Here is a 14,621-nt window from a genome sequence, read left to right as displayed (position 1 = left end):
TTGGGGCGACGCCCGGTAGAGAACTCGCCGACAATGTCGCGCTGCTTCGGCGCTGCGATGTCCGGAACCTCGACGTCGCCGGAAACGCGGAAACGCCGGGACGCCCGGCTACTGGAACTCGGCCGATTGTGCGGCTAAAGAAAAACCCTCTCAATGTCCGGGTGTGCCATGCCGACCGAGCTTTCCGTCAACCTCAATGCCGTCGCCATGCTGCGCAACCGCCGCGACCTGCCCTGGCCCGATGTCGTCCACTTCGGACGGATCGCGCTCCGGAGCGGCGCCCACGGCCTCACCGTCCATCCCCGGCCGGACCAGCGTCATATCCGCTTTTCCGACTTGCCGGACATCCGCCATCTGATCGATACCGAGTTTCCTGCCGCCGAATTCAACATCGAAGGCTACCCGACCGAAGAGTTTCTGGCCCTCGTCGCCGCCCACCGTCCGGAGCAGGTGACCCTCGTTCCGGACGATCCCTCGCAGCCGACATCCGATCATGGCTGGGATTTTTCCGCCGATGCGGCGCTTCTGAAGGATGTAGTGGCGCGGCTGAAGGGGCAGGGCGCCCGCGTGTCGTTGTTTGCCGACGCCGAGCCGGGTGCGATGGCGGCGGCGGCGGCCACCGGCTGCGATCGCATCGAGCTCTACACCGGGCCCTACGGCGCAACCTTCGCCGATCCCGCGGCGGCCGAGGCGGAGGCCGCCCGTCTCGGCGCGACGGCCCGTGCCGCCGCCTCACTCGGCCTCGGCGTGAATGCCGGCCATGATCTCACCGTCGCCAATCTGCCGCGCCTCGTCAGCCACATTCCGGAACTCGCCGAGGTCTCGATCGGCCACGGTCTGACCGCCGACGCGCTGGAATACGGCATGGCGGAAACCGTCCGTCGCTTTGTCTCTGCCTGCGCGGGACGGTCCCCCGTGCCGACCGGGCAAGGCTAGCACACCTTCGCCGACGGGCGACGGTTCCGACTTCGCCGTGGCTTGCAAACCTTTGCCGGGTGACGTATGGCAGTACCGTAACGTACGGTACTATTCCTCGGGGTCAGGACGATCGGTGGCTGAAAGCTCTCAATCTTTGGCGCCGGCCGAAACCGCGCCGCCGACCGAGCGCCAGCGCGAGGTGCTGGATGCGGCGCTTGCCCTGCTGGTCGAGGCGGGCGAGACGCTGACCATGGGCGCGGTCGCCCAGCGCGCCAGCTGCTCCAAGGAGACCCTGTACAAATGGTTTGGTGGCCGCGATGGCCTGTTGACGGCGACGGTACAGTGGCAAGCTGCCAAGGTGCGGGCGGCGGCGCTGCCGCGCGAGGGTCTCGACCGCGAGACGCTCGCAACGAGCCTTCGCTCCTTCGCGCGGGACTGGCTGACGGTCCTGACCAGCGAGACCTCGGTCGCGCTGAACCGGCTGGCGGTCGGACAGGCCGGCTCGGAAAAGCACGATCTCGGTGCGATCGTTCTCGAAAACGGCCCTTTCGCGATGCGCCGGCGCCTGTCCGTGGTGCTGGAGGCAGGCCGGGCGGGCGGACTGCTGGCCTTCGATTCGGTCGATACGGTCTATGAGAGCTTCTTCGGTCTCGTCGTCCGCGATATCCAGATCCGGCTCCTGCTCGGCGAAAAGCTCGTGCTGAGCCAATCCGACGTCGACGCCGATGCGGCGCGCGCGACGGAGCAATTTTTCGTCCTCTACGGGACCGCGGCCGCGCGCCGCTGACCCATCACCGGCGCGGCATGCCGCGCTCATCTCACCGGGAACGGGGGCAGGAAGCCCACGGCCCTTTCGACCCCCAGGGAAGGAAACCACCATGCGTGTCTATTACGATCGCGACGCCGATCTGAACCTCATCAAGTCCAAGAAGGTCGCGATCATCGGCTATGGCAGCCAGGGCCGCGCCCATGCGCTGAACCTCAAGGATTCCGGCGTCACCGACCTCGCCGTCGCCCTGCGTCCGGGCTCGGCGACCGCCAAGAAGGTCGAGGCCGACGGCCTGAAGGTCATGTCCGTCGCCGACGCTGCCAAATGGGCCGACCTGATGATGATGGCGACCCCGGACGAACTGCAGGCCGACATCTGGAAGAACGAGATCGAGGCCAACATCCGCGATGGCGCCGCCATCGCCTTCGCGCACGGCCTCAACGTGCATTTCAATCTGATCGAGCCGAAGAAGACCATCGACGTCGTGATGATCGCGCCGAAGGGCCCGGGCCACACCGTGCGCAGCGAGTTCCAGAAGGGCGGCGGCGTGCCCTGCCTCGTCGCCATCGACCACGACGCCTCCGGCAACGCGCTGGATCTCGCCCTGTCCTACGCCTGCGGCGTCGGCGGCGGGCGTTCGGGCGTCATCGAGACGACCTTCAAGGAAGAGTGCGAGACCGATCTCTTCGGCGAGCAGGTCGTCCTGTGCGGCGGCCTCGTCGAGCTCATCCGCGCCGGCTTCGAGACCCTCGTCGAGGGCGGCTACGCCCCGGAAATGGCCTATTTCGAGTGCCTGCACGAGGTCAAGCTGATCGTCGACCTGATCTATGAAGGCGGCATCGCCAACATGAACTACTCGATCTCCAACACCGCCGAGTGGGGCGAGTACGTCACCGGGCCGCGCATCATCACCGCCGAGACCAAGGCCGAGATGAAGCGCGTGCTGCACGACATCCAGACCGGCAAGTTCACTTCGGACTGGATGATGGAGAACAAGGCCGGCCAGTCGCGCTTCAAGGGCATCCGCCGGATGAACGACAGCCACCAGATCGAGGAAGTCGGCGCGAAACTTCGCGGCATGATGCCCTGGATCAAGTCGAACGCTCTGGTCGACAAGGCCCGCAACTGATCTCGGCCTCGAACTGACTCCAGATGGCGAAGGGGCCGGCGGACTATTCCGCCGGCCCCTCCGGGCTGCGCGCAGCTTTTTCCGGCCGCTCCCAGGCCATCCGTTAACAAGAGCTTAAGTCTTCGGTGGGATGATCGGGTAACCCAACCTTTCTATGGAGGCAGGTGATGGCCGCGCTGCCGGAAACCGAACCCGACGGATCAGAACGCCGCGTCGCACCCCGCGTGCGGACGCTGAAGCGCGCCAAGATTCTCTTCAACAACCGCTATTCGACCTTCGACTGCATCGTCCGCAATATTTCGTCCACCGGCGCGCTTCTGACGATCGACGAGGCGGCGCACCTGCCGAAGACCTTCGACATAACGATCGGCGACGAAAAGACCGAGCGCCCGGCACGCCTCGTCTATCGCCGCGGCGTGCTCGCCGGCATCCGCTTTCTCGACGTCGTCTCGGAAGACGAGGAGCAGGCGGCGCATTTTCCGCTGGCCCCGGCCGTTGCGACTTCCACGGTCGTTCACGACACGCTCGACCAGGGCCTTGGCCATGTCCAGCGTATCGTCGCCGAAATCCTGCCACGGGCGATCGTCCGCAATTATCCCTGGTCCGGCCTGCGCAACTGATCAGGCGGTCCCGTCCTCGCCACCAAAGATACGGTGCACATAAAAATATCGACCCGCCGTGCCATGGCGGGTGGACATCCCGGGGGAGCCTCGCTAAGAAGCAGCCGTCGCCTCCGCGGTGACGGCGCCGAGCGCCGGATGGGTGTGTAGCTCAGTTGGTAGAGCAGCTGACTCTTAATCAGCGGGTCCACAGTTCGAACCTGTGCACACCCACCAAATTCTCCGCTGAAAAAACAATTACATAGAACCGTGAATGGTGACCTTGGGGTTAGCCGTTGGGCGGCGTAGGTCACACCTAGGTCACCGTCAAAATAGTTTACGAGGCCGCGCGGTGCCTCGAAACCTCCTGTACGCCGTTTCAAGTCTGCCGTCCGGATCGTCCTGTGACCTATCTAGGTCACCGTCTCCGCCGACGGTCTGCCTCGTGCCTGCGAGATTCAAGTCGCTGTCCGCCGGCGGTTTTGCCGCCGCTGCCGGGCGCCCCATGCTGGTTCTTCAACATCAAGGGAGGACACCATGGCCGACGAGGACGAGAACGCGATCGCGAACCTGAAGGAGCTGATCCGCAGACTGACGGCGGAGAACGCCAAGCTGACCAACCAGCTCTCGTCTGCACGTCGTCGGGCCGATGCGGCCGAAATGAGCCGGGATGCTCTTCGCGAGAACGCAAGGACCGCCGGGCATACGGCGCTTCTGCTCGAGCGCGACGACGCCCGGCTTCAGGTCAGACTGCTCACCGAGGCCGTCGAGACCATGATCGAGGAGAGCAACAACCACGATTCCTGGGCATCCGACGTATGGCCCAAGGCCGAGGTGCTTCTCGCCCGGATCAGGAAGTGGAACGCATGACCTACGACATCCGCTTTGAAGTCGGCACCGCGCTCGATCACGCCGTTGCGATCGCCAGCGGACCCGCTTGCCTTTGACGCCAGCTCCGCCGGCAACGACCCTCTTCTTAGGACATCCGCTGGGGAGCGGGTCCGCCACTGAGGGAGAAAGACAATGACCAACCAGATCCGCGCCGACAAAATCGCCCGCATCGTGTTCCACGACATCGTGAGCCAAGCCAATCGCGCACGGATCGAAGCGTATGGGCGGGCGCGCCAGCCGCAGATCGTCGCCGAGAAGGCGCTGAGGGCAGCACAGAAGGCGCTGGAAGAGGCGAACGCCGTCTACGAGATGGCTTGCAACGAGGCGGATGCCGCGTACGAGGCCGAGGTGACGCGCGCTAGGGCCGAAGGAGAGAAGGCCGAGGCCGAAACTCGCGCAGCGGAGCTGCTCGCCGCCTGATCTAACCACCCCGTCGACGACCCCCAAGCCCCGGCCCCGCGCCGGGGCTTTTGTTTGCCCCCACTCGCCGGCTTGACGCCCACCCCCGCGACGCCGCACAAGGCTCTGATGATCTCGCGCTCGCACCTCATACGCCCGTCCGCCTGACGGCCCTCTCCAGGGGCCGCGACGACGCGCACCCCCGACACGAGAGCGAGACTACCATGCCCGAGACACCTCCACCCGACGACTACGAGCCGAGCCTGCGCACCGCCGCGCGGCATCTCGAGATGGCCTTGCGATTGATCGAGTCCGAGGATCTCGCGGTCGACACCTACGAGGGCGGGCGCGCCCGTCTCGCGATCGCGAGTGCGCTGGCGAACGCGGCCCGCCAGTTCGCCCCGTACTGGCCGAAGGCCTACTCGAACGCCTCGGCGTTCAAAGTTTCTTTCCGCGCCGTGAACTGGCTGCGCGTCCAAGCGCTTGATGGGCCCGTCGCGCCGCCGGACGTTGCCGTGGCGGAACCGCATGTGCGGGCTATCCTCGAGGCCGTGACCCGAGCGCTGGAGGGCCTCGACCGTGGCTGAGATCTTCTTCACGAGCGACCACCACTTCGGCCACCGCGGCATCATCGCGATATGCGACCGCCCGTTCCTCTCCGTCGACGACATGGATGAGGAGTTGATCCGCCGTTGGAACGCCCGCGTCCGCAAAGGCGACGTCGTGTATCACCTGGGGGATTTCACCATGGGCGCGTCGGCCGAGCGCGGGGCCGAGATCTTCGGCCGCCTGCACGGCCGCAAGCACCTCATCATCGGCAACCACGACCGGGAGAAGGTGCGCACGCTGCCATGGGCCTCGGCCCCGCGCGACCGCCTGCTTCTGCGGCACCCGGGGGAGACGCTGCCCCTCGTGCTGGACCACTACGCCATGAGGACGTGGCCCGGCCTCCACTACGGCGCCGTGCACCTGTACGGGCACTCCCACGGTGCGCTGCCGGGCCTTGGGCGAAGCATCGACGTCGGCGTCGACGTGTGGCACTTCCGGCCCGTCGGGCTCGATGAGCTCCGCCCCATCCTCGAGCGGCAGCACGAGGAGCTGGAGCGCGAGCGGGATGCCGCGCGGATGTTCCGCGAGCGGGCGGCGAGGGGGGATCCGGCCAAGGCGTTGGAGATCCTGGCGCGAGTGCCCGATGTCGCACCTGACTCGGGAGACGAGGTGGTGCCGTACGCCGGGCCGGATACCGTCGATGCACAGGCTGAGACGTTCGCCCGGCTGTGGCAGGATAACCGCGAGGCGTCGGCTGCCGGGGTCGGATACAGCACTCGCGTTTTCACGGATCCGGCCGTACTCGGCGGCGAGCCGCACGTGTCGGGCACCACGGTGCCGGCGCGGATCGTGCTCGATGCCATCCGCGATGGTGATCTTGATTTCGAGATCCTCGCGGCGCATCCGACGCTTCCGGAGGACGCCGTTCACGCCGTCCGGGAATGGGCGGCGCGGCGAGAGGTGCCGGACCGCGTGTAGGAGTCTCCGTTCAAGCGAGACTCCTTCCGGGCGGGCCGAGGAAATCCTTCAGTCTATCGGCGAGTGCCGCCGTATCACGAAGCTGGCACTCCCATACCATGAGGACCCGCCACCCGGCCGCCTCCAGCGCGGCGACGTTCCTGAAGTCCCGCTGGCGGTTGCCCTCGAGCTTCGGGATCCAAAACTCGGGGCGGCTCTTGGGCAGACGGGCCAGCCGACATTCCTGATCGTCGTGTCGATGCCAAAAGCATCCGTGCACGAGGACGGCCGCGCGCCGCGATGGGAAGACGAGATCCGGCCGGCCAGGGAGATCTTTGCGATGGAGCCGGAATCGGTAGCCAAGAGCATGCGCGAGGCGGCGCACGGCCATCTCGGGCTTGGTATCCTTGCCCCGGACGAGCGCCATCTGGCGGCTGCGCGCGGGGTCGACGGTGTCGGTCACGGGTTGCCCCGGAGTACCTCCACCTGTTCGGGATAGGTCGTGTTCTCTTTGTAGACGATGACCCGATTTGGAAGGACCGTCGCCTGCCACTCGTGGCCCATCGCATCAAGGCATGCTTGCAGGATCGAGCGTGTCGTCTGCGGTCCTACGGCTATCGTGACCTGGCTCCCTCGCATGTCAGCGTGTCCCTTTCGCCATGCTTGCTTGCCGGGGCCGTCAGCCTCGTAGCGCAGCGTGTACGGCAACATGTCCTTCAGGCGAAGGAACACCTGGAGTATCTCCTGCGCGCCGGGCGTTATGGCCGTGATGTCCCGGTCAATCTGAACCGGGTGACGCAGATCGAAGACGGCCGACTCCTGGTTCTCCCGGTTATGTCCGGGGTCGTTGGATCCGAACCCCGACGTATTCCAGAACGGACGCATCCCTGTCGTCTCGATGAACTGGTCGATGAGCATGTCTTCAAGATCGAACATGTTGAAGACGAAGACCCTCACCGCCTTGAAGGACACCTCGGCCGGATCCAGGGATTTTCGGTGTTGGACGTTTTTGGCATGCCTGTTCAGCCTGTACCTGAACCCCGCCTTCGCGTCCGTCTTGCCGATGTAGATGACCGTGCCGTTGAGATACAGCATGTACGCTCCCTGCGCCTGTGCAGGGATTTGATTGATGTTCGCCGGAAGGAGCGGCACGGGATCGAGGGCAGCGAAATAGGCCGGAAGCGACGACTTCATGATCGCCGCTATGTCTAGCTCGAACTCGGCGTAGCCCTCCGGCATCAGGCCGCCCGTCGCCGTGGGCGCCGCGCCGCCGGCAGCACCTCGGACATCGCGCGCGCTGCCGCCTCGGCGAGCTGCGTCGGAACGGCGTTACCCAACTGTCTCATGTTCTCCGACCACGAGCCCGCGAACTCGTATTCGTCCGGCATGCCTTGCAGGCGCGCGGCCTCGCGGACGGTCAGGTAGCGGACGGCCCCGTTCCCGAGGTCGATGGTGTTCTCGCCGCCCGGCACTCCATGCACGCCCGCCTTCAGCGCCTTCGCCGGCATGTCGAGCGGAGACCCGGTATGGCCGGCATACGAGCGGGCACCGGGCTGAAGGATGTGATTGGATAACCGGCCGGTGCCGGGTGCGCCGAGGTCGGCGATGGCATCGCGCAGCGTGCGCCACGGCAGCAGAGCGGGACGCTCCCCAGACGCTCGGAGGCGACGGACGGCGGCCTCATCCACGCGGTCGGGCCCGGCGGGCCGCTTCATGCCATGGCTCTCCCAGTAGGTGCCGTCGACCCACTGGTCAAACAGGAGGCGCTCCCGGGAGTGCGTCGCGTGCAGCGGCGGATGCGGCGCGTTGATGTCGGCGCGGACGCCCATGAAGAGGACCCGGTGTCTCTTCTGCGCCGCTCCGTAGTCGGCCGCATTCACCGAGTGGACGGAAACCCGGTACTCGAGGCCGTCGACGACGGTGCGCATGCGCTCGAGGTGCTCGGCGCGGGTCTCCCCGTCGTGGCGTTCGACGTGTGGCCGCGATAGGCTGCGCACGATCCAGTCGAGATAGTCGGCGAACGCGACGCGGGTCAGGCCCCTCACGTTCTCGAAGAGGAAGGCCGTCGGCATGGCTTCGCGAACGGCGCGGATGGCTTCGGGCCACATGTCGCGGCTGTCGTCGTTGCCCTTGTGCCGTCCGCCCACAGAGAAGGGCTGACATGGCGGTCCACCGGAAACGAGGTCGATTCCGGCGTGCTCGCGCCAGTCGACGGTCCGGACATCGGCCTGCTGGATGGGCCAATCGCGGACGTGCTCAATGCCGAGCTCGCGGTTATGGAGGACGTTGGCGACGGAGTGGCGGTCCCACTCCACCATGCGCATCGACTCGTACCCAGCGCGGGACAAGCCCATCGAAAGGCCTCCGCACCCGGTAAAGAGCTCGACTGAACGCATGCACACCACTCCAATTGATTCGACAGAACAACGGCCAGCGTCGATTCGCGAGTCGTCAAGCAAGATGCTCGGCAACGCTCGAGCGGCGCTTACCACGGAACGAAACGTAAACGAACCTGGAAAAGGTGCAAGATTCAGTTGTCAACGTGATGAACGAGGCGCGATCGAGACGGCGAAAGGTGCGGCCAGTATGTTGTGGATTTCCCGTTGGATGAGATCTGAAGGTCGCAAGCAGGCGGCATCCGCCACCTTGAGATCGCGCAGCGTTGACCTCGAAGGCGGCGTTCGCGATCAATGATGCTGGTTTCGATTTCCAAAATTTTCAGACGGAGGCTGACTGCGGCCGCAAATAACCCCGCACCCCGAACCCCCCTCTAGGGACCCCGGCATCCCCCTGCGCCCCGGGCCCCCATCGCAGTGACGACGCGGGCAGCCGATGCGACGCCCATCGCATGCCCGGTCACCCGCGATGAGAGCGGGCGCCGAGCCGAAGGATGAGGCGACGAGCACGAGTCTCGTCGACGGCGAGACTCGTTGGCATCCGGCATATGGGCTGGTCCCCGAAATGAAAGCGACCGCGCTGCCGGGGCGACGCGGTCTGCTGGAGGTCACCGAAACGGCGACGGGGTGGCCTTCAGGGCACGCGGTTCTGATTGGCCGCAGCCAAGACTTTCGAATGCGCTGCGTGCAAGCGGTTGCCGATGAAGGCCATGCAAGGCGTCGCCATTGAGTTGCCCAGCGCCCGGTATCGGGGGCCATCCGCTGCCGGCTTCCCTCGGATCACGATGGCCGTGTGCCCGTCTTCGAACCCCATCAGGCGCTCGCACTCTGTCGGCGTAAGACGGCGCACGATCCAGCGGACCGCCTCGACAGCGTGTTGGAGGCCGGCAACGACGGTCGGCACCTGATTGGTGCCCGAGGCGCCTGCGCGCAGCGGCGGCGTTGCCTCCTCGATGTAGCCGATGCCGCGCGCCTTCTCGCTGTTTCCGGCGGAGAAGCCCGCCGACTGGACGACGAGGTAGTCCAATTCGTTGCCTTGGCCGGCCGCGCGCGCAGTCCCGGCGCCGTTTGCGAGGAGGGTCCCGACGGGGCGCTCTGCGCAATGGGTCGTCACGACCAGTGCCTCGCTGCCGCCACCGCAGTCGCCCCCGGATGCCCGGAGGGACGGAAGGCTGTCATTGCTGGCGACGTACTCGGCGTGGCCCGTGAGGGTCACCGGATATGCCACCGCATCCATCCGGCCGCCGGCTGTCATACGCGACTGAAGGGTCGGCGCGACGTCCTCTGACACCGTGCTGTAGTCCGCGATACCGTAGGTGACGTAGGTCTGCTGCTTGACCCCCGGCTGGGCCGCCAGAGCGCCGGCGAGTTCGCCGTCGCCGCCGATGAGCCGGAGCTCGTCGCGGCTGTTCTGCGCGAAGGCGACCGGGTCGTTTGCCGACATCAGCCGACGATCGCCCGCAGCGCGTTCGCCAGTATCGTTGGCACAGACTTCCCGCGCCCTGCGGCTCGGCGGAGAATCCCGCCGCACGCCTTCGGACTCAGCAAGTACCGCGAGAGGGTCGAGAGCGGGAGCACCTCCAAGCACTCCGAGAGCAAAGCAACGCGCGCGGCGTTGGGCCAGGCCGAAAAATTGGGCGTCCAAGACTCTCCACGCGACTGAAGCTTCGGGTCCATACACCACACCGCAACCGCTCCAGCTTCGCCCTGCTGGCTCGAGCGGATCGCTGGTGCCCCCGGACAGACCTCCCAGGAAACTCCCGAACGCAACCGCGTCGCTGAGGACTCCGGGCACGTTTTCCCAGACGACATACTTGAGGCCATTCCACTTCTCCATTCGCTTCGCGAGCTTGATGAATTCGAGCATGAGGCCGCCACGGCGGTCACTAAGGCCGGCGCGGAGGCCGGCGATCGAGAAGGCTTGGCAGGGCGTCCCGCCTTCCAGGAGGTCGACCGGGCCGAGGCGGCGCAGGTCGGCGTCGCTGATCTGGCTGAAATCGCCAAAGTTGATGGCCGTGCTGATCTCGGGCAGGTGCTTTACCGCCTTGATCGCCACGCGGCGGGCCTTTGCCTCCTTCGCGGAGATCTCCGGCTCGTCCGCGTCGGGCATGTACCGGGGGCGGCCGCAGCCCTTGCGCTGCGCCAAGTACTCCGCCGAAAACGGATCGATATCGGCGAACCCGACGAACTCGAACGCCGGCTCCTTCCATGAGAAGGACGCGGCGGAGATCCCGCTGCATACCGACAGTGTCTTCAGTCTCACGCTCATTTCTCTCTCCTCAGCGCCCGTTTAGTGCGGCGCTGATTGAAAGTCTCATGTCGGCCGGCGGGACGCAAATGCCTGAGATCGTTGGTAATTGTTGACAACGTAGCTGGCTAAATCTGTTCTTCGAGCGATATTTGGAGGGTAAGAAAAGGGGTCTTCGGAAATGTTTGAACTGAGAACAAACATAAAACATATGGATGTAGAAATTTGGACCAGTTCTGGCTTCAACGATCCGTTAACCTTTTTAATCAAGGGACGGAGAACTCGGCAAAACGGGCCGAAAATGTCTTTCTTGCCGGCCAACTTGCGCCATTCCGCCGGCCGAGTTCTCCTGTTTCGTGGGAGGGCCAACCGATGCACGACAACACCCTGTACGACGAGATCGAAGCCGAACTTGACCGCCTTGAGCGCATCGTCCTCGGTGAGCTGCCGGACGACGACTGGCGCGATACCGATCTCGAAGCAGATATCTAAAATCCTTCTGGTCCTGTGAGCCCTTCGCCGGCCACGCCCCCGGGTCGTCGTTGACGCCGTCTCCGCCGGGCGCCAGGTTGCCGCCCGAACCGAGGAGGCGATCATGGCATTCACCAATCCCAACCAAGTCAACGGCAGCCTCCTCGCTACCGGCGCCATCACCGCTATCGTCGGCCACAACCTCACGATGGGCCTCCTCGACGGCATGCGCGCCGCCCGCGCCCAGCGCGCCGACAACGCGGCGATGGCTGCTTGGGACCATGCTCTCGGTGAGGCACGCCATTCCGCCGGCCAGATGACGAACCTCGCCAAGGCGGCCGTCGGCGCCGCGCTCGATGCCCAGGACGAGGCCGAGGCCCTTCGTGCTGAGGTCGCCCGCTTGCGCCGCGCCGTCGACCAGCGCGACAATGTCATCCGCAGCTTGGCCGTCTGATGCCCGACGACCTCTTCATCAAGCACGGCCTCGACGCGCTGCACGATTGGCCCGAGGCCCAGGATCAGGTCGCCGAGTTTCTCCGGTCGCGGGAGACCGGAGCGGCTCGAGACGCACTGGCCGACTACCCCGTGTTCGACACGACCGCTGAGGACGCGATGAACGAGGCCGAATGGGCGTGGGGAAGCCAGACGCTGAAGAGCGTCAACTGAGTCTCGACGGATCAGAGACTTTCAATGACAATGTCCGTCCACGACGCACTCGAAGCGTGGCAACTCGGCGAGATCCCGACGACGACCGCGTTGGTCCTCGCCGGCGCGGGCGAAGTTTCCGAGCTGATCGAACTCTGCGCTGCATGCGGCGTCGAGGTTCGGTCGAGTCACCGTCCAGAGCTACAGGAGTCTCCGTCCGGCGGAGACTCCTAGGCGAACGCCAATCCCTTAGGGGCGAGCGCGTCGCAGGAGTCTCCGGCTTCTCGCGACACCCTGGCGCGTCCAGCCAGCCCGCCGCCCCCGACCTGTGGACAACCTTCGGGCGTGCCTCGCCTCCCTGCCGGCACCGTGCTCCTCTCGCGTCTGAACCCCATGGCCCGACGAAACCGAACCACTGATCCACATACTCCTTTCGCAGCCGACGGCGTTCGTCTCGCATTCGGGCGCGACGCGTCGGATGACATCGTCCACGTTCTCCGGGTGCTCGAGGGTGGCGTCGGGCCGTACACCTGCCCAGGCTGCGGCGGTGGCGTTTTCGCGAGGGCCGGCAGCCGACGTCCGCACTTCGCCCACGCGGTCGCCCCGAGCGATGGCAAGCAGAACCCGGCGTGCGCCTCCGGGCAGATGACGGCGCTGCACCAGTTCGCTCAGCGCCTGCTCGTCGAGGGCAGGACGCTGACGCTACCCGTTGTTGCCGCAGGCGACGGAGAGGAGCGCATTCAGCGGTTCGCGAAACATAGCCGCACGTTCGAACATGCCGCCTCGGAGCAGCCCGTCGACTCCATCCGGCCCGACGTAGTCATGTGGACCGGGGCGAACGTCCTGCACGTCGAGGTCTACGTCACGCACGCATGCCCGCCAGAAAAGATCGAGGCCGTCCGCGCGGCCGGCCACGCCATGCTCGAGATCGACCTCTCGAAGGGTGAACGCGACGTCACGCAGCCCGGGCTCGGCGACTGGATCCTGCACGAGGCCCCGCGGCACTGGATCTACAACCGCCATCTGCCCGAGATTGAGGCTGTGATCGCGGACAAAAGGGAGGCGGATCGCCGTGAGAAGGCTGCCGAGGAGGAGCGGCTCCTGACGAAAGCAGCCGACGAGCTTAAGGCCGCCTACCGACGCTCGGAGCGCGCGGCCCTGTCGCACGACCCGTACCTGCATCCGACCGTAAGCCGGGCGGAAGAAGGCGGCTGGATGCACCTGATCGACGGCTTCGACGCGCTCGCGCCCGGCCTATTCCACGTCCACCCAGCCCGTTGGAAGTCGGAGATCCTGACGTCCATCCTGCGCGTCCACCGAGGGAAGTCGGCCGAAGAGGTCGCGGACGCGCTTTCGAGCGAGAAGCTGGTCGACCGCAAGCTATCCGACCGCACGCTCGATGATTACGAAGTGGGGAAACGCGCCGGCCTGCCAATGTTGGCGGAAGTGGTTGAAGACTATCTCAAGTTCCTAGAGCGGTCGGGCGCCGCGCACGATTCCTGCGACCATTGGACTCTCGACGCTTCGTTTCACCGCCTCCTCGAGCAGCAGGGCGCACGCGAGGCGACGAGGGCTTCCGAGCTGAGGGCTCGAGATCGCCGTTTCGTCAGCCTCGTGGAATCGTTGGAGGCTATCCGGCTCGAACTGCTCGATCATGACGCCGAAGCCTTCGAGGCCGGATACCTCGCGTGGCTGGAAAGTCCGTTCAGAGGTTCTGCGCCCGTCGCGATCGCCGAAGCCGGAGGTCCTGCGTGGGACGAACTCAAACGCGACCTGTCTGCCATTCTGAAATGCATACGCGAGGGTCTGCCCGACCCCGCACCGCCGAACCTCGGGATGCCGTACGTCGACGAGGCCATGGAGAAGGGGATCGCCCGCCGGCTTCAGCGAGTCGCTGATGAGCAGGATCGTGTCCGCCGACAGGAAGAGCAGAAGGCTCAGGGGCTGGCCCGTCAGGCGGAACAACGTGTTGCTGACATCCGGAAGGAGGCGGTGGATAGCCTCGGCTCCGAGGCCGAGAAGTGGCTGGCGACCTACCTCGTAGCGCGCCGGGCAACGCCGGAAGAACTGGCCCGGCGCTCCGAACGGACCCTGGAGCATGCTCGCCAAGCGCTGCGGGACGCGGTCGCGCTGCGGAAGGATATGAACAGGTCGGGCACGAAGCGCGGGTGGTAGGGTAGCCAGACTGGCGGCCTAGCGCCCCATTCAGAACGCCGCCGCCATGAGGCCCCCCACCAAGTACGCGGCGACGCACTGGATCGTCAGCAGCCCGGTCGCGAACGCCGCCGCCACCTTTGCGCCCGGCACATCCGCGAGATGCCCTCCGGTAAGTCGGAGAGCTGGCGAGGTGAGCGATCTCCCCGACGACGCTGCCGAGCAGTGGCAGCCACCACCAGTTGGAGAACAATTCGAGGAGGAAGCTGCCAGCGATGAGCATCATCTGTCCTGAGAAGTGGTCGCCGAGGCCTCCGTACTCCGGCCGCCACCGGACCGCCAGCCGCCAGCGCGGCGCCCTGAAATGGGAAGGGGCAGTCCATCTCCGGACTGCCCCTCGTTTAGACCCTTTCGGCATCCCGCATGGGGAGCAAGCTCCGTCGTAATGTCGCCACCGACCGGGTGATGTCAGTCTTGCCGGCTGGCTTTCTCAAAG

15 protein-coding genes and 1 tRNA gene are annotated in these 14,621 nt (G+C 65.8%); 12 read left to right on the top strand and 4 right to left on the bottom strand.

Annotated elements, in window-relative coordinates:
- The first annotated feature begins 168 nt into the window (after positions 1–168).
- The 9 genes from Sa4125_RS15250 (at position 169) to Sa4125_RS15210 (ending at position 6,232) form a co-directional block, all read left to right on the top strand.
- Positions 169–936: a pyridoxine 5'-phosphate synthase gene (locus Sa4125_RS15250; protein WP_223999127.1), complete on the top strand. Its 768-nt coding sequence runs from the start codon at positions 169–171 to the stop codon at positions 934–936.
- 115 nt (positions 937–1,051) lie between these two features.
- On the top strand, positions 1,052–1,705 hold the full coding sequence (locus Sa4125_RS15245; RefSeq protein WP_223999126.1) for a TetR/AcrR family transcriptional regulator C-terminal domain-containing protein: 654 nt from the start codon (positions 1,052–1,054) through the stop codon (positions 1,703–1,705).
- A 91-nt stretch (positions 1,706–1,796) separates the two neighbouring features.
- Positions 1,797–2,816, top strand: coding sequence for a ketol-acid reductoisomerase (gene ilvC / locus Sa4125_RS15240; protein ID WP_223999125.1), 1,020 nt, complete (start codon positions 1,797–1,799; stop codon positions 2,814–2,816).
- Positions 2,817–2,983: 167 nt separating this feature from the next.
- Positions 2,984–3,436: a PilZ domain-containing protein gene (locus tag Sa4125_RS15235; RefSeq protein ID WP_223999124.1), complete on the top strand. Its 453-nt coding sequence runs from the start codon at positions 2,984–2,986 to the stop codon at positions 3,434–3,436.
- A 140-nt stretch (positions 3,437–3,576) separates the two neighbouring features.
- Positions 3,577–3,652, top strand: a tRNA-Lys gene (locus Sa4125_RS15230).
- Between the two features lie 300 nt (positions 3,653–3,952).
- Positions 3,953–4,285 (top strand): hypothetical protein, encoded by a 333-nt coding sequence (locus Sa4125_RS15225; RefSeq protein WP_223999123.1) that lies wholly within the window; start codon positions 3,953–3,955, stop codon positions 4,283–4,285.
- 153 nt (positions 4,286–4,438) lie between these two features.
- Positions 4,439–4,726 (top strand): hypothetical protein, encoded by a 288-nt coding sequence (locus tag Sa4125_RS15220; RefSeq protein ID WP_223999121.1) that lies wholly within the window; start codon positions 4,439–4,441, stop codon positions 4,724–4,726.
- Positions 4,727–4,929: 203 nt separating this feature from the next.
- On the top strand, positions 4,930–5,292 hold the full coding sequence (locus Sa4125_RS15215) for a hypothetical protein (protein ID WP_223999119.1): 363 nt from the start codon (positions 4,930–4,932) through the stop codon (positions 5,290–5,292).
- Positions 5,285–6,232: a DUF433 domain-containing protein gene (locus Sa4125_RS15210; protein ID WP_223999118.1), complete on the top strand. Its 948-nt coding sequence runs from the start codon at positions 5,285–5,287 to the stop codon at positions 6,230–6,232. Before Sa4125_RS15215 ends, Sa4125_RS15210 begins: the two co-directional genes overlap by 8 nt.
- A 10-nt stretch (positions 6,233–6,242) precedes the next feature.
- Here Sa4125_RS15210 and vsr read toward each other — a convergent pair whose 3' ends face one another.
- The 4 genes from vsr to Sa4125_RS15190 form a co-directional block, all read right to left on the bottom strand.
- A complete protein-coding gene (gene vsr, locus Sa4125_RS15205; protein WP_223999117.1) occupies positions 6,243–6,674 on the bottom strand; it encodes a DNA mismatch endonuclease Vsr in 432 nt (143 codons plus the stop codon).
- The gene (locus tag Sa4125_RS15200; RefSeq protein WP_223999116.1) at positions 6,671–7,450 is read right to left on the bottom strand and encodes an Eco29kI family restriction endonuclease; all 780 of its coding nucleotides are present in this window, start codon (positions 7,448–7,450) and stop codon (positions 6,671–6,673) included. Before Sa4125_RS15200 ends, vsr begins: the two co-directional genes overlap by 4 nt.
- The gene (gene dcm / locus Sa4125_RS15195) at positions 7,450–8,607 is read right to left on the bottom strand and encodes a DNA (cytosine-5-)-methyltransferase (RefSeq protein WP_223999115.1); all 1,158 of its coding nucleotides are present in this window, start codon (positions 8,605–8,607) and stop codon (positions 7,450–7,452) included. Before dcm ends, Sa4125_RS15200 begins: the two co-directional genes overlap by 1 nt.
- 634 nt (positions 8,608–9,241) lie before the next feature.
- Positions 9,242–10,876 (bottom strand): DNA cytosine methyltransferase, encoded by a 1,635-nt coding sequence (locus tag Sa4125_RS15190; protein WP_223999114.1) that lies wholly within the window; start codon positions 10,874–10,876, stop codon positions 9,242–9,244.
- 574 nt (positions 10,877–11,450) lie between these two features.
- Here Sa4125_RS15190 and Sa4125_RS15185 point away from each other — a divergent pair.
- The 3 genes from Sa4125_RS15185 to Sa4125_RS15175 all read left to right on the top strand — a co-directional run bounded on the left by Sa4125_RS15185 (position 11,451) and on the right by Sa4125_RS15175 (position 14,146).
- Positions 11,451–11,780, top strand: a complete 330-nt coding sequence (locus tag Sa4125_RS15185; protein WP_223999113.1) for a hypothetical protein — start codon at positions 11,451–11,453, stop codon at positions 11,778–11,780.
- Positions 11,780–11,992, top strand: a complete 213-nt coding sequence (locus tag Sa4125_RS15180; RefSeq protein WP_223999111.1) for a hypothetical protein — start codon at positions 11,780–11,782, stop codon at positions 11,990–11,992. The genes Sa4125_RS15185 and Sa4125_RS15180 overlap by 1 nt, the downstream gene beginning before the upstream one ends.
- A 372-nt stretch (positions 11,993–12,364) precedes the next feature.
- Positions 12,365–14,146 carry a hypothetical protein gene (locus Sa4125_RS15175; RefSeq protein WP_223999109.1) on the top strand — a complete coding sequence of 594 codons (1,782 nt, stop codon included), beginning with the start codon at positions 12,365–12,367 and terminating at the stop codon, positions 14,144–14,146.
- Positions 14,147–14,621: the final 475 nt, after the last annotated feature.

The organism is Aureimonas sp. SA4125, from assembly GCF_019973775.1.
Classification (GTDB): Bacteria; Pseudomonadota; Alphaproteobacteria; order Rhizobiales; family Rhizobiaceae; genus Plantimonas.
Note: the sequence above shows the minus strand (reverse complement) of the source record. Positions and strands in the feature narration are given on the sequence as shown.